General features: G+C 39.7%; 23 protein-coding genes. 10 read left to right on the top strand and 13 right to left on the bottom strand.

The genetic code is table 11. From position 1 onward, the window contains the following. On the top strand, positions 1-656 hold a 656-nt coding region (locus tag ACTRWE_RS14935), incomplete at its 5' end, for a LysE family translocator (RefSeq protein ID WP_462880242.1). 14 nt (positions 657-670) lie between these two features. Here the strand turns inward: ACTRWE_RS14935 and ACTRWE_RS14930 are convergent. Both ACTRWE_RS14930 and ACTRWE_RS14925 read right to left on the bottom strand, forming a co-directional pair. Beyond that, entirely contained in the window at positions 671-1,207 is a 537-nt protein-coding gene (locus ACTRWE_RS14930) for a DUF6942 family protein (protein ID WP_462880241.1), read from the bottom strand. A gap of 1 nt (position 1,208) precedes the next feature. Beyond that, positions 1,209-1,664 carry a YaiI/YqxD family protein gene (locus ACTRWE_RS14925; RefSeq protein ID WP_058155619.1) on the bottom strand — a complete coding sequence of 152 codons (456 nt, stop codon included), beginning with the start codon at positions 1,662-1,664 and terminating at the stop codon, positions 1,209-1,211. Between the two features lie 68 nt (positions 1,665-1,732). Between ACTRWE_RS14925 and ACTRWE_RS14920 the strand changes: the two genes are divergently transcribed. Next, positions 1,733-2,266 carry a lipocalin family protein gene (locus ACTRWE_RS14920; RefSeq protein WP_016899982.1) on the top strand — a complete coding sequence of 178 codons (534 nt, stop codon included), beginning with the start codon at positions 1,733-1,735 and terminating at the stop codon, positions 2,264-2,266. A gap of 202 nt (positions 2,267-2,468) precedes the next feature. Here the strand turns inward: ACTRWE_RS14920 and ACTRWE_RS14915 are convergent, their stop codons facing one another. From ACTRWE_RS14915 to ACTRWE_RS14900, 4 genes are all read right to left on the bottom strand, one after another. Beyond that, complete coding sequence (locus ACTRWE_RS14915) at positions 2,469-2,810, bottom strand: DUF3325 domain-containing protein (protein ID WP_016899981.1); 342 nt, start codon at positions 2,808-2,810, stop codon at positions 2,469-2,471. After that, positions 2,807-4,396, bottom strand: coding sequence for a PepSY-associated TM helix domain-containing protein (locus ACTRWE_RS14910; protein WP_462880240.1), 1,590 nt, complete (start codon positions 4,394-4,396; stop codon positions 2,807-2,809). Before ACTRWE_RS14910 ends, ACTRWE_RS14915 begins: the two co-directional genes overlap by 4 nt. After that, positions 4,393-4,737, bottom strand: coding sequence for a hypothetical protein (locus ACTRWE_RS14905; RefSeq protein ID WP_462880239.1), 345 nt, complete (start codon positions 4,735-4,737; stop codon positions 4,393-4,395). The genes ACTRWE_RS14910 and ACTRWE_RS14905 overlap by 4 nt, the downstream gene beginning before the upstream one ends. An 883-nt stretch (positions 4,738-5,620) precedes the next feature. Continuing rightward, positions 5,621-6,190, bottom strand: coding sequence for a short-chain dehydrogenase (locus ACTRWE_RS14900; RefSeq protein WP_462880238.1), 570 nt, complete (start codon positions 6,188-6,190; stop codon positions 5,621-5,623). Positions 6,191-6,362: 172 nt separating this feature from the next. On the opposite strand from ACTRWE_RS14900, the gene arfB reads away from it, so the two are divergent. Continuing rightward, a complete protein-coding gene (arfB, locus tag ACTRWE_RS14895) occupies positions 6,363-6,776 on the top strand; it encodes an alternative ribosome rescue aminoacyl-tRNA hydrolase ArfB (RefSeq protein WP_462880237.1) in 414 nt (137 codons plus the stop codon). Between the two features lie 119 nt (positions 6,777-6,895). Here the strand turns inward: arfB and ACTRWE_RS14890 are convergent, their stop codons facing one another. The 6 genes from ACTRWE_RS14890 to ACTRWE_RS14865 all read right to left on the bottom strand — a co-directional run bounded on the left by ACTRWE_RS14890 (position 6,896) and on the right by ACTRWE_RS14865 (position 11,897). Continuing rightward, positions 6,896-7,945 (bottom strand): DUF2955 domain-containing protein, encoded by a 1,050-nt coding sequence (locus ACTRWE_RS14890; protein WP_036983583.1) that lies wholly within the window; start codon positions 7,943-7,945, stop codon positions 6,896-6,898. Between the two features lie 11 nt (positions 7,946-7,956). Beyond that, positions 7,957-9,021: an HlyD family secretion protein gene (locus tag ACTRWE_RS14885; RefSeq protein ID WP_462880236.1), complete on the bottom strand. Its 1,065-nt coding sequence runs from the start codon at positions 9,019-9,021 to the stop codon at positions 7,957-7,959. Between the two features lie 2 nt (positions 9,022-9,023). Next, a complete protein-coding gene (locus ACTRWE_RS14880) occupies positions 9,024-9,500 on the bottom strand; it encodes a MarR family winged helix-turn-helix transcriptional regulator (protein ID WP_462880235.1) in 477 nt (158 codons plus the stop codon). Positions 9,501-9,590: 90 nt separating this feature from the next. Further along, positions 9,591-10,304: a type 1 glutamine amidotransferase gene (locus ACTRWE_RS14875; RefSeq protein ID WP_462880234.1), complete on the bottom strand. Its 714-nt coding sequence runs from the start codon at positions 10,302-10,304 to the stop codon at positions 9,591-9,593. An 83-nt stretch (positions 10,305-10,387) separates the two neighbouring features. Beyond that, positions 10,388-11,284: a spermidine synthase gene (locus tag ACTRWE_RS14870; RefSeq protein ID WP_462880233.1), complete on the bottom strand. Its 897-nt coding sequence runs from the start codon at positions 11,282-11,284 to the stop codon at positions 10,388-10,390. Further along, entirely contained in the window at positions 11,271-11,897 is a 627-nt protein-coding gene (locus tag ACTRWE_RS14865; protein ID WP_462880232.1) for a fused MFS/spermidine synthase, read from the bottom strand. The genes ACTRWE_RS14870 and ACTRWE_RS14865 overlap by 14 nt, the downstream gene beginning before the upstream one ends. 162 nt (positions 11,898-12,059) lie before the next feature. Between ACTRWE_RS14865 and ACTRWE_RS14860 the strand changes: the two genes are divergently transcribed. Together ACTRWE_RS14860 and ACTRWE_RS14855 are read left to right on the top strand one after the other, a co-directional pair. Beyond that, on the top strand, positions 12,060-14,135 hold the full coding sequence (locus tag ACTRWE_RS14860) for a TonB-dependent siderophore receptor (RefSeq protein ID WP_462880231.1): 2,076 nt from the start codon (positions 12,060-12,062) through the stop codon (positions 14,133-14,135). A gap of 260 nt (positions 14,136-14,395) precedes the next feature. Further along, on the top strand, positions 14,396-15,004 hold the full coding sequence (locus tag ACTRWE_RS14855) for a hypothetical protein (protein ID WP_036955530.1): 609 nt from the start codon (positions 14,396-14,398) through the stop codon (positions 15,002-15,004). Positions 15,005-15,297: 293 nt separating this feature from the next. Here the strand turns inward: ACTRWE_RS14855 and ACTRWE_RS14850 are convergent, their stop codons facing one another. Continuing rightward, complete coding sequence (locus ACTRWE_RS14850) at positions 15,298-17,379, bottom strand: TonB-dependent hemoglobin/transferrin/lactoferrin family receptor (protein ID WP_462880230.1); 2,082 nt, start codon at positions 17,377-17,379, stop codon at positions 15,298-15,300. 137 nt (positions 17,380-17,516) lie between these two features. Between ACTRWE_RS14850 and ACTRWE_RS14845 the strand changes: the two genes are divergently transcribed. From ACTRWE_RS14845 to azu, 5 genes are read left to right on the top strand one after another with little or no spacing between them, the layout of a single operon-like run. Beyond that, entirely contained in the window at positions 17,517-18,326 is an 810-nt protein-coding gene (locus ACTRWE_RS14845; protein ID WP_010388749.1) for a heme/hemin ABC transporter substrate-binding protein, read from the top strand. Next, positions 18,323-19,375 (top strand): FecCD family ABC transporter permease, encoded by a 1,053-nt coding sequence (locus ACTRWE_RS14840; protein WP_462880229.1) that lies wholly within the window; start codon positions 18,323-18,325, stop codon positions 19,373-19,375. The genes ACTRWE_RS14845 and ACTRWE_RS14840 overlap by 4 nt, the downstream gene beginning before the upstream one ends. Then, entirely contained in the window at positions 19,372-20,160 is a 789-nt protein-coding gene (locus tag ACTRWE_RS14835) for a heme ABC transporter ATP-binding protein (RefSeq protein ID WP_010388751.1), read from the top strand. Before ACTRWE_RS14840 ends, ACTRWE_RS14835 begins: the two co-directional genes overlap by 4 nt. Beyond that, a complete protein-coding gene (locus ACTRWE_RS14830) occupies positions 20,157-20,900 on the top strand; it encodes a HugZ family pyridoxamine 5'-phosphate oxidase (RefSeq protein ID WP_248526958.1) in 744 nt (247 codons plus the stop codon). Before ACTRWE_RS14835 ends, ACTRWE_RS14830 begins: the two co-directional genes overlap by 4 nt. Next, positions 20,897-21,346: an azurin gene (azu, locus tag ACTRWE_RS14825; protein WP_462880228.1), complete on the top strand. Its 450-nt coding sequence runs from the start codon at positions 20,897-20,899 to the stop codon at positions 21,344-21,346. Before ACTRWE_RS14830 ends, azu begins: the two co-directional genes overlap by 4 nt. Positions 21,347-21,371 lie beyond the last annotated feature (25 nt).

The raw sequence follows: 21,371 nt of genomic DNA, 5'->3' as shown, positions 1-21,371 counted from the left end.
CATGGATACGTATGGATATTAATATTATTTTTTCTTTTTGGCTGGTATCAATCTTGTTTGTACTTACCCCCGGTGCCGATTGGGCTTATACAATCAGTGCAGGTATAGCGGGTGATAAAATCATTCCTGCGGTGTCAGGGTTAATACTTGGGCATTTAATGGCCAGTTTAATAGTGGTGGTAGGTTTAGGCGCGTTATTAGCATCGCATGCCATTTTTATAAAGCTGTTAACCTTATTTGGTGCTTTGTATATCATTTGGATTGCCGTATCACTGTACCGATTTCCTCCAATGCCTGCAGCCTATAACGATGGCCAAGAACACACCTCAGACACGCCTTTAAAGTGGATGAGAAAGGGCTTTATAATTAGTGGCTTGAATCCCAAAGTGATGCTGTTATTTTTAGCCTTATTGCCGCAGTTTGTTTTACCAACACTGTCATTTTCTATTACTGAACAATTGCTGGTACTTAGCATTATTCATTTAGTTGGCTGTGCGCTGGTATATTGGTTAATAGGGGTAAGTGCCAGAAAAATCCTCAGCAATGATCCGGCGCTCTCACTAAAATTTGGCCGTGCATCGGCCTGCATCCTATTTATTTTGGGCTCGCTCATGCTAGTTGATAGCGCTAACACACTGAGCGTAACACTTACCTAAAAAACGAAAGTGGCTTAGATTATTCGCAACTGAGCCACTAATTCACTCAAACGGGCAATTTTAATATTACTCAGCTGCCTATAATCAAAATAGGGGCATACAATAATATTCTGACTTTTATTTATAGCAAACTCATCATCAAGCCAATCAAGTTGGGCGTTTAATTTACCTTGTTGTATTAAGTTTTTAGCGTGAGTTCGCCCAGCAATAATGTGCAATTGATTTTTATGCTCAGTAAGCACCGGCGCACTAAATAGTAATGCAGTACCGTTATGCTTTTGTAATAACAGCTCATCGCGATATGCTTGCCAACTCTTGGCTTGTTTAGCAAAAGCGTAATACTCGCTTGGCAGCGCAAACAACACCTTGGCGTATACATTAAAAACTTTTCGCCAGCCATTGCCACAGTGCTGGTTTATGCTATTTATTTGCCCACTAACCACAGGCTCTAGCTGCGCAAGTGTTTCAAAGTAAGGCATAGGGGGCGCTTTTGCTACATACACAGCAACACTGAATGAGTCATCACCTAACCCTATTAACTGGCTGCTCACTTTAACTGCTCTTATTTTGCACTAAAATACGATCAAGATTGTTAGCAAAGTTTTGTCTGTCACTTTGGCTTAATGGAGGCGGCCCACCACTCATTTCTACACCACTTGAGCGCATAGTATCCATAAAATCGCGTACATTTAGTAATGAACGAATGTTTTCAGTGGTGTAAAGCTCACCGCGCGGATTAAGTGCTTGGCCGCCATTATCAATCACTTCACTTGCCAGTGGAATATCTCCTGTGATCACTAAATCGCCTTTTTCAATCCGTTTTACTATTTCATCATCAGCCACATCAAAGCCCGATGACACTTGTAGTCGGCTAATAAATTTTGACGGTGGGATGCGCATGGCATGATTTGCAACCAGTATTGTTTCTGTTTGCGTACGCTCTGCGGCTCTAAATAAAATTTCTTTTATTACCACCGGACAAGCGTCAGCATCAACCCAAATTTTCATGCTAAGTTCTTTAAATTGCTTTAGTATTAAAGCGATCCTATAGCAATTTCTAAAGAAAAGGAAACAACATGAAACTCGCTTTTAAAACCGCATTATTTATTACCACCGTGTTTTTACTCAGTGCCTGTACCAGCGCACCCGAAGGAATAACTCCTGTTAAAAACTTTGATTTAGAGAAATACCAAGGCAAGTGGTATGAAATAGCACGATTAGACCACTCTTTTGAACAAGGAATGGAGCAAGTAACAGCCACTTATTCAATTAACGATGATGGAACGGTAAAGGTATTAAACAAAGGGTTTATTAGTAAAGAACAAAAATGGGACGAAGCTGAAGGCTTAGCTAAATTTGTAGAAAACGCCGATACAGGGCATTTTAAAGTGTCATTTTTTGGCCCGTTTTATGGTGCCTATATTATTTTTGAGCTCGACCAACCTGATTATCAATATGCCTTTATTACCAGTTATAGCAAAGATTACTTATGGTTTTTATCGAGAACACCTACAGTGAGTAAAGAGCTCAAGCAGCACTTTTTAAGCCAAGTAAAAGCGCTTGGTTTTGCAACAGATGAGATTATTTGGGTAAATCAAAAATCGCTGTAAAGGGGGTTTACATGCCCCTAGGTTGTAATAAAACGTTCACTTTACTGTAAGGTAAACTAAATAAAGAGGGGCTATATTAGCCCTACTTGCAAAAGGCAAGTACAAGACATAATGACAATCCCCCTTTTTTATTGGCAAGCCTGATGGCTTGCCATTTTTTTACCTCAATTTAGCCTATTCTTTGGGATCAGGTTTTTACTAACTAAAGCCCATTTAAACCAAAAAATAACGTACTCGTGGCTAATATCAATAATACAAGCAAGTTAAAAAGCTTAGTTAAATTGACTAAAAAACTATAAAAAATCATTATAATTAAAGCACTTAACGACATAAACCCGCAAAACTGTAGAGCGCCATAGCCGTGTAATTCGCTAACGCAAAGCAGCAAACTTAGTAAAATACTGATCCAAGCAACACTCAATAAAATTAAACGCTGCTGATCAGTCGGGCGCTTGTTAAAAACATCCTTAAAATGATTAAACTTAGCCAGTGCAAAGCAGTTAAAAGCCACCAAACATAAACTAAAAGGGAGCAATGCCATCATACTTTTTGCTCCTGAGTGTTTATCGGACTAGGTTTTTTAGCTTGCAGTGCAGTACGTAATTTTTCGGTTTGTAACAAAAACAGCAAACCAAACAGTAAAAAGAGACTATCAAACATAAATAAAGCCCACTGTTCATTACGTAAATAACTGATTATATTCCCTTGTGTTGTTAGCGCATTAACCACTGGCACACTAAAACAAGCAATGCTGTTTATGGCAGCCATAACACACCACTGCAACTTGTCACGCTTTACAAAAGCGATAATAAGTACACACAGCCAAGTTAAAAAGAAGGCAAGTATCTCTTTATCCGCGCGCTCCATTGCGCGTGTGCTGATTAATCGGTTTGCTAAAAAGAACGCAGACGTTGCCAAGGGCAATCCCATTAAAGTTCCTAAATTAAGCGCTTCGACGAGTTTTAAACCCCATGATGGCTGGGCATTTTTTTTCATTCGCTCCCGAATACGCTTCGCCCACATAATACAGCCCGTGGCTATCATTATGCAGCCAGCAATGCCGCCTAAAAAGTATAAAACACGTAATAATGGCTCTGCTAAACGCCCAGTGTGCATTGAATTTAGTGACTCATACAGCGCTTTACTGCCGGTGAGTTCATCATCAGTTTGAGCAACAAGCTCACCACTCGCTCCACTAAATATCAAACGCGGTGCTTGATCCCTTAATGTTTTTCCAGGACTGACCAAAACCATAATAGTCGCAGCGGCCTTATTCGGCTTATTTATAATCACCCGAGTTATATCAGCCTCTGGCCACTTAGTATAAACCTGATCCAAAACAGTATTGATAGGCACTAACGGTGCTGTGCCTTGCAACGACTCTGTTGCAGGACTACTTGGCGAAACATCATTAAAAAAGCCTCGTATTCCATCCTCATAAACGGTTTGCGCGGGGTAGGGGAAAATCATAAATATCAGGGTAATAATGCCCGTATAAGTAATCATTAAATGAAACGGTAAGGCAAATACCGAACTTAAATTATGCACATCTAACCAGCTACGGCTGCCTTTATTAGCTCTAAAAACAAACATATCTTTAAAAATACGTTTGTGAATAACGACGCCAGATATCAACGCAATGAGCATAAATAAACTAGCAAAGCAGACAATCCAACGCGCCGTTTTTACATCAATATAATGCAAATCAAAATGCAGGCGATAAAAGAAATTCCCCCCACGGGTATCTACAAAGGGTGCTAAAGGCTGCATGGTATTTGGATTTAAACGGGTATTTTCAAAAGAGGCTCTGCGCTGTCCAGGCTCTTTTGGTTTTGCATAACCAAACGTTAAATAAGGTATACGCTCCTCAGGAAGCGTTATACGCCAATTAGGCGCATTAGGTGCTTGCGCATTTAAATACTCAACACCCGACACGATTTGTTGCTTTTGCGCGCCAATACGATCTGCCTGCTGCTCAATATTATGGACACTTGGCTGATTCCATAAGCTCACTTCATCTCTAAAAAAGCTAATAGTGCCTGCAAAAAATATTAAATACAGTAACCAACACACGAGCAAACCCACCCATGTATGTAACCACGTCATTGAACGAAAAAAACTCCCTTTCATAACCATCCCTTCAATAGCGACAACACGACAAGTTGCGCTGCAATACTTAGTAAAATACTGATCCAAACAGTTTTTAATGAATAAATATAAAAGCTATAAATAAACACTAGGGCATAAATTAAAATACTCGCAGACACACTAAGCAAAACCGCGTCAACTTTAGGCACAGGCACTACTGCACTTAATAGCGACACACTAACGGCTGTAAAAAAATACCCGCCAACAATGGCAATAAAAAAACGCGATAAAACCGCTAATTCATAGCTAAAGCGTTGCATAAATTGCCCTAACATAGAAAAAACGGGTTTGGGAAAGTCTAAAAGACGGTTGGAGGCCTGCATAAACTGCAAATTCCTTTTAAACATAGCTAAAAAAAGATGGCGATATTATAACGCCAACAAATACAAAAGATAGTAGTTCTTATTTGCATTTGAATAAAATAGGCTCTTTTAATACTGTTAGTTAAATAGTGATCTGAAATAAGGCACCTGAACAAACAGTTATAACCGCTGCAAACGGCTATATAGCGATGCTTTAGTTCCATTATTTGCTATTAACACACGTGTCCTTTGGGATTACTACTATTTTAGCTTTATAATACTTAAGCCTAACCACCTAATTTATAATAACTTTATTTAAAAACACCGAAAGGATCACGATTTTACTAACTACTTTTCAAAATCGTTAAAATAAACCGATTTTTTACTAACTCAACCGTATAAAAATTAAAAAAGGCTAATAAACAAACAAAAATAAGCTAGCTGAAAGCAAATATACCGTCATTTACTACTTAAGTTGATAAATGGCTGATCCGAATAAAACAACAACTAATTAGTAACAACTAACTTAATACCAATTGTGTTAAGTTACTGACCATTTATAGCGACAGATAAATGGAGTGATAACAAGGCGTAAATTTTGACATGTGGTTGTTCTACTTGAAAAAATTATAACGCAGTTAGCGCTTTATTTAGCTCGCTAGAATGGTTAAATATTTAAGTCGATTGGTATAACTTCAGCGTCAAACAAAACGTAGCGTTAGTAAAATTGTGGTTTATTTATTACTTTTTATTTTTTTAGCGTTAGCGAAATAACGCCTTAATCATAGCCGTAAAGGGGGTTTACAGCATTAAAACTGAGGCCATTGTTTAAACTTAAAATACATGAGACTAGGAAAGTAAGCATAAAAAAGGTGGCCAATGCCACCTCTATAAACAATAACTTTTACAACATTGAAAACAGCTTTTTAAGTTGTGGCATGTATTCGCTCACAAGTGCTAGGTTATTTTCACTGACTACAGGCTCTGCCGATTTTGCTGCGCTTGATGCATTGCCAAACGACCCCATTAATGAACTAACGCCTTTGTCTTTACTACTTTGCATACTTTGTAAGCCACCCATTAATTTATTGGCGGTTTGTTTATGTTCATCTGATAAACCTGATTTTAGGTTTTCAATGTAAGCCATTGAAACTTCCGATCCTACAGCAATTAATTGTTCAGGCGTAAAACCATATTGGCTAGTTACGTTGGCAAAGCTTTTATATAAGTCTTGCTGTTTGATCATGCTAAGTGCGCTATTAGCTAACGAGCTTTGCTCAGTGACCGTTTGATCTGCCGATGCGCCCAGCATACTCGCTAAATCTAAGCCTTTTAACGACGCTTGATTGCTTGCCCAACTTGTAACCGCAGGTAATGCCTTAATATAGCTTTGTAATTGACCTTCGTTAATGTCTTGTGCAAAGCTTGAGAAGCTCATCGCTAACAAGCCGATTGATAACAGTAATTTTTTCATTAAGCATTTCCTAATAGTAAAGTAGCGTTAATTAAAAACTAATTAACGGCTATTGCCAATACAAAGCGTAAATTTATAAATTATTATTAACTCAATTGTGAGTTTAAGTTGATTCACCACAACGCAATGTACTGATGATATAATACATTTTTTGCAAAAAGAGCGGGGCACTATGTTAACTATTTCAAATACCGTAACCATAGATGAATGGGAAGTAGAGCTCAGCGCTATTCGCTCGCAAGGCGCAGGCGGGCAAAATGTTAATAAGGTAGCCAGTGCTATACACTTACGCTTTGATATAAACCGCTCTAAATTGCCCGAATTTTATAAAGAACGATTACTTGCTTTAAAAGATTCAAGGATCACCAAAGAAGGGGTATTGATAATTAAAGCCCAGAGCCACCGCACTCAAGAGCTCAACAGGGAAGATGCGCTTAAACGGCTAAAAGATCTAATTTTAAGCGCCACAAAGGTTAATAAGGCACGTCGTGCTACCAAACCTAGCCGTAACTCACAGCGTAAACGTATGGATAAAAAAACCAAACACGGCCAAACCAAAGCTCTCCGCGGTAATATTAAGCTATAACTTAAGTAATCTGAACTCTGGATAATAAATCTATCTCAAGCAGCTATTTCCAGCGCTAACTGCGTTGAATTTACTTGCAATAGGCTAGTATAAAAAAGGCTGCAAATGCAGCCTTTAATTTAATCATAAGTATGATGGCGGGTGACGCTAAATCGGTTGAGGATTCGATGCACTACATACACTGCGCTTAAGCTTACCGTAACCGCAACGGCCACCGAGCTAAATCGATACAAAGCACTGTATATTAAATCTTGCCCTGGGCCTAACGACTGACCAAATAAAATGCCAAACGTGGTTAATACCCCAAACCCAACACCCGGTGGACCACCACCTAAAATATGAAAACGACTGAATATAAAAGACAAAATCCATAATATAGCCACCGGAAAAAGCAAAACGTCGGTATGATTATACAAAAACAACTGCGAAACCAAAGCAGCATTACAACCTATCAGTGTACCAATAATACGTTGCCAACTTGCGGTGCCCGCTGCCTTAAAACACAACGAAAACAAAATTAAAATAGACGCCGCTTGCGCCGAAATTGAATCTTGTAAATCAAGTACCTGAAAAACTACGAATGATAAAGTCGCAACGCTAGCGCATAGCAACACCTCGTGACGAATACTTTCTTTGTCCTTGTGTGGCACAGCGCGCATGGGCCGCGCTGTCACATCAGGAAACAAACCATGCATCAAGAGCGCAATAATAATAGTAATAAAAATAGCCATACCATTACTTAAAATAAGCGGGTAAATGCTGCTTGCTTGATCAACATGGCTGGCAAAGTGCAACTGAATCGATAAGCTCACCGCACCTAACGCACCAAATAAAAACGCGCCGCCACTACTCATTAAATAAAATAACACGCAAAAACTAGCAAAAATAATGAGCGTCATTAACACCGGTAAGTGTGAAAATAAGCCCTGCAAAACAAGCACAATAAACGCACTGTAGGCAGCACTGGCAACAAATTGACGGATCACACCTTTGTTAATACTTGGCACTAAACCCAGTAATAACATAGGGTAAACTGTAAAAAATATTCCATTTGGCCAATTCATTAACTTACATAAAGTAAAACCAATAGTGCAACCACCGGCAATCCGCAGCGCTTGGCGTAAGCCATTTGAATCGAGTTGTGGCGCTTGGCTAACATGTTGTGTCATTACTCGCCCCACTAATAAATGTAATGTAACCAACTTATAAAGCGGATCTGTACTGACCCCAACCATTGACCTATAGCCGATTGTGGGAGTAACTGCACGGTGGCACGCGCACCACTGGGCATATTATTTATAAGCTGAGTGTTATTTGGTAGCACTAAATGAATACGCTGGCGCTGAGCGTCACGAACCCAGCGGTTGCTGGTTTCGGTGCTGCTAAGTAATCCATTCGCACTAAGTTGCCCGTCACTGACACCGGCCTCAAAAGTTTCAATTTTAGCGTCGAATACTTCACCAGGTCGGCTATCAAACACTACTTTTGCTAAACTCCCAGGCTGCATATTTAATAGTGACTTTTCACGAAAATCAGCCACTAAATCTGCTTTTTTTGCCACAATAGCAAGTAATGGCTTACCCGCAACCGCATAGGAACCCTCAAGTAACTGTAAATTAGCCACTACACCATCGCTTAAAGCACGCACTTGTGTATAGGATAAGTTAAGCTCGGCTTGCGCTAACTGATTGGCCGCATGGCGCAGCGCTAAATTATTTTGCCCCGAGTCGCCACGCGCTAAAACAGCTTCAGCAAGCTGTGCTTCAAAGGCAGCTAAATTAGATTGACTTGCTGCAAAGTTAGCACGAATGCTTTCAAGCTCTTGCTCCGAAATAGAGTTTTGTTTGTAAAGTGTTTCGCCACGCTTTTTTAATAGCTGCTGCTCATGCAATTTAGCGTTAGCTGCACTTATTTGTGCCTCCAACGCTTTTACATTGGTATCAAGGCGTTTATTTTGAAGTTTGGCATCGTCAAGGGCAAGCTGTGCTTGCTCAAGTGCCAGCTGATAGGTGTTTTTATCTATCTCAAATAATACATCACCCGCTTTAACCGCTTGGTTATTACTGACCAAAACATCGGTAACACGGCCATTTATTTGCGGTGATATTTGCACAACCGGATGATAAACCCGTGCCTGTGGCGTAACCGGCAACCATACATCGGCAACAATATAATAAAAAAAGACAACAATAAAACCAACAAGCGAAACTTTAACGTAGCGGGCAAATTTTTGATCAGGTGTCATACTTATTTACCTCCAGATAAGCTTGCAATACAACGCCGCGCGTTTTCTTCCATTTGCACTAAACTGTGCGCCATACCATCAAGTTGCTCAGTACTTAAACCGGCATATAAACGCTGTTTAATATCGCTTGTTAACTCTTTTAAATGTTCTAATAACTTTATACCCTCTTGGGTAAAGTACAATTTTTTACTACGTTTATCGTGTTCATCAACTTGTCGAATAACCAGGTTTTGCTGCTCTAATTGCTTAATGGTCCGCGTTAAAGAGGGCATTTCAATACCTAAACTAGTCGCCAGCGCTTGCTGCGTTGCTCCTAAGGGTAAATGATGTAAGTGGATCATTGCCGTCCAGCGTGACTGAGTTAAACCTAGCGGCTCAACCGCCAGTGTCACCGCTTCTCGACATAAGCGGTGCACTCGGCCCATATTGCCGCATAAGGTTAAATCGAGTGTTTCATGAAAAGGAATATTGCTACTCATAGGAACTCTTACTTGTGAATATCAGCAAATTTTAGCATTAGTTAGCAGGCTAAGTAAATAATTGGCATTTTAACTTCACGTAAATAAGTATTATTTAGATAAATAGTGTACGGCAAGCTTATCTAAGAAAGTATAAAGCTTATTGTTCATCTCATCATAATCGTGACTTAAGAGCTTTTCGGGCTGTTCAACAAAGCGGTAATTATGGGCATTAGTTAAATCATCGTTGGCAATGAGGAGGGTAACCACCTCGGTGGTCAATTCCATGTGGCATTGAAAACCAAATACTAAATCGCTATAAGCGACTATTTGCCTTGGACAACCTTCGCTATAGGCAATAATACTGGCCGTAGCAGTCAGCCCGGGCATATCGTTATGCCAATGCCCCACATTAAGCTCACTGCCAAAATGGCTAAATAACGGATGATTCAAGCCTGCATCGGTGAGGGTAATAGCAAACTTACCAATTTCCTTTTCTGGACTAGGTTGATAAGTCGCGCCTAACGCTTCACCAATTAATTGCGACCCCAAACAAACGCCTAACACCACTTTGTTTGCCGTGATCGCACTGGCAATAAAGGCTTGTTCTTTTTTGCTATCAAAATAGGCGCATTCTGCAAGCGATGTAGCGGGCGATTGCGGCCCACCCATCACGATTAAAAAGTCTATATAATCAGCATGTTGCGGTAATTTTTCAGCTAAATAAATACGGGTGTAAGACAACGTGTGGCCATTCATTTTTGCCCAAGCTTCATAAGCGCCTGGTGCTTCAAAATGTTCATGAATAATAAAGTGAATGTGCATTGCCGTTTCCTTAAAATATTATCTGTTTAATAATACCCTAAAGTAATGGTCACCGGATATAAGTGACCATGTGATATCAGCCGCTAAAAGTTAAGTAAATTAGCTGGAGAGTATTGATCAGTCAGCACCTTAGTATCACTTGGCCAGTCCTTACCATCTTTAGTGAAAAACATACGCTGGCTAATTGCCTTTATATCTACGTCATAAGGGGCAAGTAGTGGAGCTAGTTGCTTAACCCGCTGTGCTATTTGTTGCTCTGTAGGGGTTTTGTTATAACCGGCTAAAATAATCCGGTTACTATTATTATTGGCTGTTACATTAATAAAATCGCCAAATACCGCATGATAAGTTGCCGACTCATGTTCATAAAGTTTACTTGATGAAAACGTGTTAGCAGCAACAATTCCGCCTTCGGCTAATACGCTTTTTATTTCTTCAAAAAACTCTTTTGTGAGTAGGTGCTCAGGAATGTAATCGCCATTAAACGCATCTAAAATAATCCAATCAAATTGCTGGCTTTTAAGCGCCGCACGTTTAATAAAAATACGCCCATCTTGTACTTTAGTAGTTACGTTATCGGTTTCTATAAAGTTAAAATAATCACGCGCCACTTTAATTACCGAAGGATCTATTTCAACATTTTCAATGTGTGCCTTTGGGTATAGCTCATGAATCATATTAGAAAGCGTGCCGCCACCTAAACCAATAATGAGTACATTTTTAGGGTTATCAATCAGTAATAAACTAGAAAAAGCCAGTTTAGTATAATTAAATACCAGTTTTTTAGGGTCGCTAATGTACATGCAACTTTGGCTGCTTTGTCGGGTTTTTTCATCAAACTTTAAACAGCGTAAATCGCCAGTTTCTTCAACGAGTAAATTTCGATATAAAGAGCGCTCTTTATGCACAACATTACTCATACTGTGAGCTGAAAATAGCAGCGCCATTATACTAATAAACAATAATTTAAGCTTGTGCATAAACGGCCTCTCGCACTTTAAGTTTATCAAAGCAAATAGCAATTAGCCCAAGCGTGCCTAACACACCAGCAAAACCTAAAATAATGGTGTTAACATCAAACGCCAGTACCATATAAAAAGAGGTAATAATGGTGCCCAGCGCACTGCCTAATGTACTTACAAAATAAAGGCCGCCAGCCACTTGGCCGCTGCGCTCACTATTGGTAACCAGCAAACGTACAGAATAGGGCGAGATCATGCCTAAAATAATGGTGGGTATAAAAAATAACGCGGTTGAGGCGAGTAACGAGCCATAGCGGCTGTCTTCAATATGCGAAAAAATAAATGCCATAATTGGCTCAGCAAACAAAGCAATGGGCACCACCATAATACTGGCAACTAAAAAGATTAACCCATATTTGGTCAACGAAGGATGACGAATAGACAGCTTCCCTCCCAGTAAATACCCGAATGATAAGCTAAGCATAAATACCGTAATAATACTGCCCCAGATATGCACACTACTGCCAAAGTAAGGCGCTAAAATTCGCCCACCTAATAGCTCTATTCCCATAATACTAAAGCCACCACTAAACGCTAAAAAGTAAATTAATGCATTTGTTTTTGTTAACATTATATTGTTCTTATTGTGTTATTTTTATCCATCTTAACGTGATAGCTGCATAGTCGCTAGTGTAAAAATTAGACGCACACATAGAGCGCAAAAAAACATTTTGTTATAAAGTAACACATGCTATAGTTTTGGTTATAATATAACGTTACTAAAAAGCATTTTATGAAGTACTCATTAATTTACTTAGCCTGCTTAAGTGCAAGCGCACAAAGCATTGCCCAAAGTCAACCAATAGAGAAAATTGCGGTTACATATAAACAAGCTTACCGAGGCGATATTCCTCAAAAGCAAATGCCACAATCAATCGAAACCCTCGATAACGCGATACTTGATCAAAAAGGAATAACTCAATTACAAGATGCGCTGGACTTTTCTGCCAGTATTTCACGTAAAAATAACAGTGGCGCATTGTGGGATAGCTTTTCGATTCGTGGATTATCGGGTAACGAAAACATGCCATCGGGTTACTTAATTAATGGTTTTAGCGGTGGGCGCGGATTCAGCGGCCCTCGTGATGTATCAAACATTGAGTACATTGAAGTATTAAAAGGCCCAGGCTCCGCACTTTATGGCCGCTCAGAGCCCGGCGGTACAGTTAATATCGTGACCAAAAAACCTCAATTTGAGCAACAGGGTGAGCTAAAACTTAGCTTAGGTAGTGATAATTTTAATCGCGTTGAAGGTGACTATACAAACGGCATTAACGATAACACTGCATTTAGAATAAATGGCGCATGGCAAGATAGCGACAGCTACCGCGATGAGGTGTACACCCATAAAAAGGTGGTTACGCCATCGATTTATCATCAAATAAACGCTTCAACTAGCATCACTTATGAATTTGAATACGTTGATTTAGCCCAGCTATTTGACCGTGGGGTTGTTGTACTTAATGATAATTTTAATACTGTCCCTAACTCGCGCTATTTAGGCAATCCAAACGATGGTGACACGCAAGTATATTCTCGTGGTCACCAAGTGACTTTAAATCATGATATAAACAATGAATGGTCACTCGTTGTAGGCGCAAACTACCGCAGCTCTACACTAACTGGGTTTTCGTCTGATGCTGAACTTGCACCCTCGCGCCAATCATTATTCGATGATGGCCGCACACTTACCCGCCAACAGCGCTACCGCGATTATGAAGTTGATGATACCAGCCTTAAATTTGAGCTAAGCGGGCATTTTGATACCGCAGGAATTACCCATCATTTATTAATGGGAGCCGACGCATACAAATACGACTTACGCACTGGACTTTATCGTTATCGCGGCGGTAACGGCACCTACACAATTGATATTTATCAACCTAATTATAACGTTGCGCGTCCTGAAGTAGGTTTACTCTACGAAAACAACGAACAACAAGATGCTTATGGTATATACGTTCAAGATCAAATGGATCTGACTGATAAATTTAAGCTATTAGTTGGCCTTAGGTTCGATAGCGTAGATCAAGACATTTTAGAAACCAAAAGTGCTGTGCTTTCAAGTAGCTCACAGAGCCAAGTAAGCCCGCGAATAGGCTTAGTATACGAGCTAAACAACGCTGTAACCTTATACAGCAGTTACTCTGAAGGCTTTTTACCATTAAGTGGCACAGATGCAAGTGGCGACCCATTTGGCTTTGAATACAGTGACTCATTTGAAGTAGGCGCTAAATTTAGCTACCAAGGCATAACGGGAACCCTAGCATTATTTGATGCCACTAAAAGTAATATGTTAGTAGCCGACCCTGTAAACGTTGGTTTCTCAGCGCCTATTGGTAAAGCAAATAGTAAAGGTGTTGAACTCGATTTAAGTACTTATATTACTGATGATACAAAGTTTAATTTATCTTACGCTTATATAGATGCCAGTACGGCAAACGACATAATAAATGCTGATTGGGGCGTGCCAATCAAAAAAGGCAGCCCATTAGTCAATGTGCCTAAAAATAACTTAAATCTAACACTTAGCCATCAAACAGCCTTGCTTGGTAAAGAGCTTGAGCTAGGGGCTAGTTATCAGTACACCAGTGAACGATTAGGCGATGCCGCCGATTTAACATTTAACTTACCGAGTTATCAATTAGTTGGCATTTTTGGACAAGTAAATTTAACCGAGCGCACCAAGTTAAATATCAGTGTTAACAACATTTTTGATGAAGAATATGCCCAAAGTAGCTACAACGCATTATGGGTTTACCCAGGTGCGCCTACTCAATTTAAGATGTCATTGGCCTATCAATTCTAACAATTTCATAGTCCCGATTAGCTATTTTAACGTCTAGTTATTTATAGTTTTTCATCCAAAGCGTCTTAATGTAGTGGTTAAGGCGCTTTTTTTATTTTTTTGTATAATACATAGCCGCCGTTAACCCCCTTTACAGTCACTTTCATATCATAAAATAGCTGTCTGCATTATGACATTTTAGGTACGCTGTATTATAAAACATGTTATAAATATCACACTAAAATACAGCGACTCCGGTTAGATTTAAAGGACAAAAATAAATGGATACAAGCAGCAATAATAGCTCGTTAATTATTTTTCTTATTTCTGCATGTTTATTGTTACCATTCCTAGAAAGCATGCACGGGGGAGCGCTATGGGGTTTAAATTGGCACTCACCACGGCTTATGGATACATTAAGCCATAATCTACTTTATATAAAATTAGTGTTGGTAATTACGGGTTTAATACTGCTTTTCACCAAACCTAAAAAAATTAAAAGCATAATTAAAAATAAAATAGCCCAGTGGTTGTTCTATATCATTCTTACATTAGTCGGTGTAATACAAATTCCTTTTTTGTGTTTAGGGATTTTAGTCAATGGTTCTTCATTATCAACGCCTGATTATATTCACAAACAAAGCACGTTTACTGATCGTACTATTTATATTTATACCGCAGACCCTGGGGCAATGGGGAAAGCCTATCATTATGCGTATTTAAATTGCCCGCTAGCATTTGGCCGTTATGAGCTAAAGCGAATTGCTAAACTCAATTGGATGCGCGAATACACGTTTTACATTGAAAAGAATAATCTGATAGTAATTGATAAAAATTCTGATGGTTTAACGCATACTTTTGATATGAGTGATGTAACCTGTTCGAGCTGATACCTCCTTTTTATAATTAGCTTAGGTTTCTGGTGTTGAATACGCATGCCATAAGTGCCTTTAGTAAACCAATATTGATTTAAACGCACTCTTTTGAAAATGTATGCATAGTGCTATTGAAATATATGAGCAGTACAAAAATTATAGAGACGTAAACCCCCTTTACACTATGGTGCAATACGCAGTGTTTTCTAGTGCTTTATATACCAATCAGCTTAGACATAAAAAAATTCAATCCGTTAAATTATTCAGATATTTATGCCGATTGGTATATATACAACTTTTAATATTAATTAAAACTGATAGCTTATCCGAGCCGAAACATTACGTCCTGGTTGGCTATATTGGCTAAAATCAGTACCTTTGGATTGACCAGCAATAAGTTCAAACGGTACGTACTCTTTATCGAGTAGGTTAAGTAAACCTACATTCATTTGCCATGCTTTCCACTGATAATTTGCATATAAATCAACAACACCATAACCGTTACCTTGTGTTGTTTTATTACCATTAGTATCAAGTACTACATCAGACTGCGCCTTAGCTAAACGCCAAGCAGCGGTCCAATTAACATTGCCAAACTCAGTGCTTACTAATATAGAACCATTTAACGGGCTAATACTAGTAAGTGGCTGATCAGAGTCTTTGTTTTCACCATCTACGTAAGCAACATTGGCTTCTAATAAAATATCGTCGGTGACATACATAGAAATACCAGCTTCTACACCGCTGATCTGGGTTTCGCTAATATTTTGGTATTGGTAAAATGTTTTATTTACATTAGGAATATAAGTTGGCTCAACACCCGCAATGGTTGTTTCGATAAAGTCATCATAGGCAGCATAAAAAGTACTTAGATTTACACTAATATCGCTACTTGCGTATCTTAATCCGATCTCGAATGAGTCACTGCTTTCAGGGTCTAAATCTGCGTTTGGTAATATTTGATAAAATGGCTCAACACCATGGCTTTGATAGGCTTGGTCGTGTGGCGGTATTTTAAAGCCTCGAACATATTGCCCATACCAAGATAAATTATCGTCTACCTGATAAATCACACCCAGCTTTGGTGAAAACGCAGACTCGGTAATATCATCAAGCTCGGTGTCAGCGTATAACGCATCTTTTTTGGCTTCAAGTGCATAATAATCGTAACGAATACCCGCAACTAACGACCAATCAGTCTCGTTAAATTTAATACTGTCTTGCATATATACACCAACTAAAGAAGTATCGGCACCAGGAAATGCTTTTTGTTTTTCATTCGTAAAATCAACAGTACCATCATTTAATACACGGGTTTTTAAGCGTGGTCGAGTAGTATCATATAAATCAATATCTACTCCATAGACAAATTCATGCTCGGTATTTTCTCCTTTAACTTCCTTACTAAATACCGCTTTTAAGCCTAAAATATCTTGCTCAAACCCGTAGTCATTATAATCGATGTAATTTCTAGCTGCGCTTATTTGGTCACTTTGTTGCTCGTATCGACTATAAGATAGTTGCCCATACCATTTATCAAATATAGCTGTTGCCATATCTGAATCATAATCGAGTGCAAATGAGATATTTGTATCTTCGTCTTCGGTTTCTTGAATGGATGGAGTGATTACTTGCTCTGTTGTTTGATTAAAGTAATCTAAGGTGTATTTAAGGGTCCGTTTTTCATCAAGTTTTTGCTCAACTTTAAGCAGTAAAGCATCAGAGCGGGCATCGTAACCTGGTAAATCTTCAACGTAGTTTTGTACTTCTTCACTATCGCGATGGCTATAAACAGCGCTAATAGCAAAGTCACCTAAATCTTTTGCGGCTGTAATATCAGCAGCAACCTGATTGCTTTGGCCTTGGTAGCCTAACGCTACTTTTACTAAGCTTTGTTGATCCGCTAAATAATCACTCGGGTCTTTAGTTGTTATTACTACAATCCCCCCAAGTGCATCAGAACCATATAGCGATGATGCCGCCCCTTTTGCAACTTCAACTTGTTTAACACCCGCAACATCAAAGTAGTTTCGACCCACTAAATAACCGCCGCCGCCAGCGTAGCCATCGTTTGTGCGTCTTCCATCTTTAATAAAAACAACTCTGTTGCCACCAACACCTCGTACAGTTAATGTTTGCGCGCCTGCGCCACTGCCAGTACTTGAGATACTTGGATCGTATTTAAACATCGTTTGTAAATCTACAGCGAGCTGACGCTCAATATCTTGTTCGGTAATAACCGTTACTGAGCCAGTCACATCTTCAAGCTTTTGTTCAAAACGAGAGCCACTAACCACAATATGATCGTCAATAACATTTTCGGCCAGTGCGCTACCAGAGCTAATTAACAAAGAGGCTAATGCTGTAAATTTAAAAGAAAAGGGATTCATCTCCACTCCAAATGATAATAGTTATTATTTACTTTTAAATGGTACAACTAACCCAAAATAAGATCAATTGATTATGATAATCATTTTCATTTAGATTAAAGTGGTTATAATACTAAAAAATAAAATCGGAGTTTGTTATGAAGTACCTAATTTTTTTTCTGGCTTTAGCCACTCAATCAGCACTCGCGAAAGAGCGTGTGATCAGTGCTGGCGGCACATTAACTGAAATAATCTACGCACTAGAAAAACAAAATAGTTTAGTCGCGGTTGACCAATCAAGTATGTATCCGCAACAAGCAACACAGTTGCCACAGGTAGGCTACTATCGAGATCTAGCCGCTGAGGGAGTGCTTTCAATGCGCCCAACTACGTTACTTGCACTTGAAGGTGCGGGAAGGGAGCAGGCGCTCAAGCAAATAGAAGCGACCGGAGTGAAGGTTATTCACTATAAAAAACCGACTTCTGTAAATGAACTACTTGCGCTAATTAAGCACCTTGGTAGTGATTTAGATGCAAACCTAAAAGCTCAAAACCTAATTACTAAAATAAAAAAATCGTTACCTACTAAAGCAAAAACACAGACCCACAACGCTTTGTTTTTACTTTCAGCTAATGAGCGTGGGCTCGTCGCAGCAGGACAAGAAACGGTGCCCAACTTGCTGTTTAATTATGCGGGCATTACCAATATAGCTGCTACGCATACAGGCTTTAAAGCAATTAACAGTGAAGTACTGGCTGTAAGTCAGCCCGATTTTTTAGTGGCGCCAGCGCATGTTGTGCAAAGCCTTGGTGGGAAACAAGCCTTTTGTAAACAGCCTACACTTCGTTTATTAAAAGCAGCGCAAGAGTGTCAGTTACTGGTCATGGACAGCTTACTTTCACTGGGCATGTCGCCGCGTATTGCAACCGCGATTCAAGCATTGCATGAGTATAAAACACGCTTATGAGCACGTTAACTTTGAATCGTTTTAACGCCATAACACTGAGTAATCCGCATAAGTGGATGCTATTAAGTTATGGCTGCATTTTTGCTTTAGCATTACTTAGCATAGGCTATGGAGCCGCAGGATGGGATTGGCGTTTAGCGATTGCATGGCTAGCTCCTGAACATTTTAGTCAATTTGATGCGCTACAAATCAATGTGGTTACACAAATACGCCTGCCTCGTTTTGTCCTTGCAGTGATGGTGGGTTTAGTACTTGCACAAACAGGAGCTGCAACCCAAGCGCTGTGTCGTAACCCGCTTGCTGATCCCTCTATTATTGGTATAAGCGCAGGCGCTGCAATGGTCGCGGTTGCTTTTATTGCCCTTAGTGCACAATTTAATTTTAACGCCCAACACTACTTACCTTATGCCTCATTTTTGGGCGCACTATCAGTAACGTCGCTGGTATATTTAGTCTCAAAACAACAAAAACAAATTAATATAAATACGCTTATATTAGTCGGTGTCGCCATTAATGCATTGGCATTCGCTGTTATTGGATTATTAAGTTTTTATGCCGATGACAGCGCACTGCGGTTAATTAACTATTGGACCATGGGCTCATTAGGCGGTGCGAGTTGGGATAATATAAAACAAGCGAGTCCTTTGATTTTACTGAGCCTTATCGGGCTATGGCGATTAAAAGAGCCAATGAATCTACTTCTTATTGGTGAATCACAAGCTCAATACTTAGGCGTCGATACCAGCAAACTTAAATTATACGTCATTATATTAGTTGCATTGGGCGTAGGTGCGGTAGTTGCGCTAACAGGTTTAATTGGCTTTGTTGGTTTAGTTGTCCCTCATATCGCACGCCTCATGGTTGGGCCACATTTACGAAATATGCTGCCACTTTGTATGCTTTTAGGTGTGATTGTGTTGCTACTTTCAGATTGGTTGGCACGCTTAGTTGTTATGCCTGCGGAGCTGCCAATTGGCATTATAACGGCGTTACTTGGGGCTCCACTATTTATATATTTAATCATTAAAAATAAGCGAGATTGGTCATGATCACGTTTAACAACCTCAATATAGGCTTTAACACCCATCGTGTTTTAGAGGGTATTAGCGGCAATATCCAAGCAGGACAACTTGTCGCTCTGATAGGCGAAAATGGCGCAGGTAAATCGACCTTACTGCATACTTTGGCAGGCATGCATCCCTTTGAGGGAGATATACTATTTAATACCAAACCTTTGCATTCATTTTCTAAAGAGCAATTAGCTAGCAAGCGCGCTGTAATGATGCAAAGTAACCATGTTGGCTTTGATTTTAGTGTATTTGAACTCATTGCTATGGGCCGCTATCCCTATACAGAGTCTCTTAAAACACAAGCCAATAAAGTTCAAAAATATGCCTCACTTATGGATTTAACCCATTACCTAACACGTCGAATGAGTGCGCTTTCGGGCGGCGAACAACAGCGAGTTCATATGGCGCGCACATTAGCCCAGTTAGATGCTTTTACTGCGCAAACGGGGCCTAAATTAATGTTGCTCGATGAGCCAACATCAGCGCTAGATATGCGTCATCAACATACTTTACTTAGCTGTGTTAGAACCTTTGTAGAGCAAGGAAACAGCGCCATTATTGCTATACACGATCTTAATTTAGCAAGCCTTTATGCAACCAACGCTATTTTATTACACAACCAAAAAGTGCTGCAAAGCGGGTCTATAAATACCGTTTTAACAGCACAAAACTTACAACAAATGTACGCCATGAAATTGCACGTTAACCCTCATCCTTATAACGATGCGCCCATGGTTTTTTCTCAACGTCAGGAGTTTTCATGAGAGAGCAAGCATTAAACGACGCACGTACGCTCGTTTTTAAAACCCATGCCGGCGTAATGTCGACCATTTCAAATAATTTACGCGGCTATCCGTTTGGCTCTGTTACACCTTATATGTGTGACGAACAAGGTCGCATCTACTTTTTTATTAGTGACATAGCTCAGCATACCAAAAATTTAAAACAGGACTCACGCATGAGTCTGACTATTTTTGATGCCGCCGATTATGGCGATCAAAACGAACATGGGCGAGTAACACTCGTAGGTGATGGCTCTATTGTGGCAAAAGAGCAAAGCGAAGTGCTACTTGATAAATATATAGCTTTGTACCCTGAGGCTACAAGCTATCGCAATGCGCATGATTTTCAGCTTTGGCAATTAGATGTAGTACGGGTGCGTTATATTGGCGGTTTTGGAAAAATATTTTGGCTTGAGCAAAACGAGTGGCAAGCTCAGCCTAAAAAGTGGGATGAAAGCCAGCAGCAAAGCATGATCACTCATATGAATGAAGATCATCAAGATGCTATGTCGCTGATATTAATGCAGCACTATAACGTAGCCGATAACACCCCAATAATGAGCGGCCTACTACCCACAGGCTTTTATATACAAAGCCACAAGCGTAATTACTTTATTAATTTTGTGAACGAGTGCGATAGCCCATTAGCCGTGCGAAAAGCACTTGTAGCCTTAACAAACCAAGCTCGAAACAGCTCAAACCAACTAGCGGAGACAGTATGAAAAAATTAATAGCCTTACTAAGCACTACACTGCTACTGAGTGCCAATACAGCATATGCAGACGAATGCACACTAAATATAGATGCAAACGATATGATGCAGTTTTCAACTAAAACACTAAGCGCCCCTAAAAGCTGTAAGCAAGTGACCGTTCAACTTAGTCACACCGGTAAATTACCTGCTAATGTAATGGGCCATAACTGGGTGCTATCTACTGAGCAAAACATGCAAGGTATTATCACAGATGGCAACGCTGCAGGGCTTAGCAACCACTACATAAAGCCTAATGATAGTCGCGTGATTGGTGCTACAGACATTATTAGCGGCGGCAAAACAACCGAAGTTACTTTTAAAACCAGCGGCTTAACCGCCGGAACCGATTACACTTTCTTTTGCTCTTTTCCTGGCCATTACGCCATGATGAAAGGCACATTTACGCTTGAGTAAATATTAAAAAGTGTATTACACAAAC

This window comes from Pseudoalteromonas sp. G5_S1_54_S4 (assembly GCF_054968565.1).
This window is presented reverse-complemented; position numbering and strand designations above follow the sequence as displayed.

What these genes read in the sequence shown, in the direction of transcription:
- ACTRWE_RS14880 (WP_462880235.1), bottom strand. Translation starts at nt 9,500, where the DNA reads ATGAGTAGCAATATTCCTTTTCATGAAACACTCGATTTAACCTTATGC.
- ACTRWE_RS14900 (WP_462880238.1), bottom strand. Translation starts at nt 6,190, where the DNA reads ATGAAAAAATTACTGTTATCAATCGGCTTGTTAGCGATGAGCTTCTCA.
- ACTRWE_RS14870 (WP_462880233.1), bottom strand. Translation starts at nt 11,284, where the DNA reads ATGCACAAGCTTAAATTATTGTTTATTAGTATAATGGCGCTGCTATTT.
- ACTRWE_RS14915 (WP_016899981.1), bottom strand. Translation starts at nt 2,810, where the DNA reads ATGATGGCATTGCTCCCTTTTAGTTTATGTTTGGTGGCTTTTAACTGC.
- ACTRWE_RS14890 (WP_036983583.1), bottom strand. Translation starts at nt 7,945, where the DNA reads ATGACACAACATGTTAGCCAAGCGCCACAACTCGATTCAAATGGCTTA.
- ACTRWE_RS14885 (WP_462880236.1), bottom strand. Translation starts at nt 9,021, where the DNA reads ATGACACCTGATCAAAAATTTGCCCGCTACGTTAAAGTTTCGCTTGTT.
- ACTRWE_RS14835 (WP_010388751.1), top strand. Translation starts at nt 19,372, where the DNA reads ATGATCACGTTTAACAACCTCAATATAGGCTTTAACACCCATCGTGTT.
- ACTRWE_RS14905 (WP_462880239.1), bottom strand. Translation starts at nt 4,737, where the DNA reads ATGCAGGCCTCCAACCGTCTTTTAGACTTTCCCAAACCCGTTTTTTCT.
- ACTRWE_RS14855 (WP_036955530.1), top strand. Translation starts at nt 14,396, where the DNA reads ATGGATACAAGCAGCAATAATAGCTCGTTAATTATTTTTCTTATTTCT.
- arfB (WP_462880237.1), top strand. Translation starts at nt 6,363, where the DNA reads ATGTTAACTATTTCAAATACCGTAACCATAGATGAATGGGAAGTAGAG.
- ACTRWE_RS14830 (WP_248526958.1), top strand. Translation starts at nt 20,157, where the DNA reads ATGAGAGAGCAAGCATTAAACGACGCACGTACGCTCGTTTTTAAAACC.
- ACTRWE_RS14910 (WP_462880240.1), bottom strand. Translation starts at nt 4,396, where the DNA reads ATGAAAGGGAGTTTTTTTCGTTCAATGACGTGGTTACATACATGGGTG.
- azu (WP_462880228.1), top strand. Translation starts at nt 20,897, where the DNA reads ATGAAAAAATTAATAGCCTTACTAAGCACTACACTGCTACTGAGTGCC.
- ACTRWE_RS14850 (WP_462880230.1), bottom strand. Translation starts at nt 17,379, where the DNA reads ATGAATCCCTTTTCTTTTAAATTTACAGCATTAGCCTCTTTGTTAATT.
- ACTRWE_RS14845 (WP_010388749.1), top strand. Translation starts at nt 17,517, where the DNA reads ATGAAGTACCTAATTTTTTTTCTGGCTTTAGCCACTCAATCAGCACTC.
- ACTRWE_RS14925 (WP_058155619.1), bottom strand. Translation starts at nt 1,664, where the DNA reads ATGAAAATTTGGGTTGATGCTGACGCTTGTCCGGTGGTAATAAAAGAA.
- ACTRWE_RS14865 (WP_462880232.1), bottom strand. Translation starts at nt 11,897, where the DNA reads ATGTTAACAAAAACAAATGCATTAATTTACTTTTTAGCGTTTAGTGGT.
- ACTRWE_RS14860 (WP_462880231.1), top strand. Translation starts at nt 12,060, where the DNA reads ATGAAGTACTCATTAATTTACTTAGCCTGCTTAAGTGCAAGCGCACAA.
- ACTRWE_RS14875 (WP_462880234.1), bottom strand. Translation starts at nt 10,304, where the DNA reads ATGCACATTCACTTTATTATTCATGAACATTTTGAAGCACCAGGCGCT.
- ACTRWE_RS14920 (WP_016899982.1), top strand. Translation starts at nt 1,733, where the DNA reads ATGAAACTCGCTTTTAAAACCGCATTATTTATTACCACCGTGTTTTTA.
- ACTRWE_RS14840 (WP_462880229.1), top strand. Translation starts at nt 18,323, where the DNA reads ATGAGCACGTTAACTTTGAATCGTTTTAACGCCATAACACTGAGTAAT.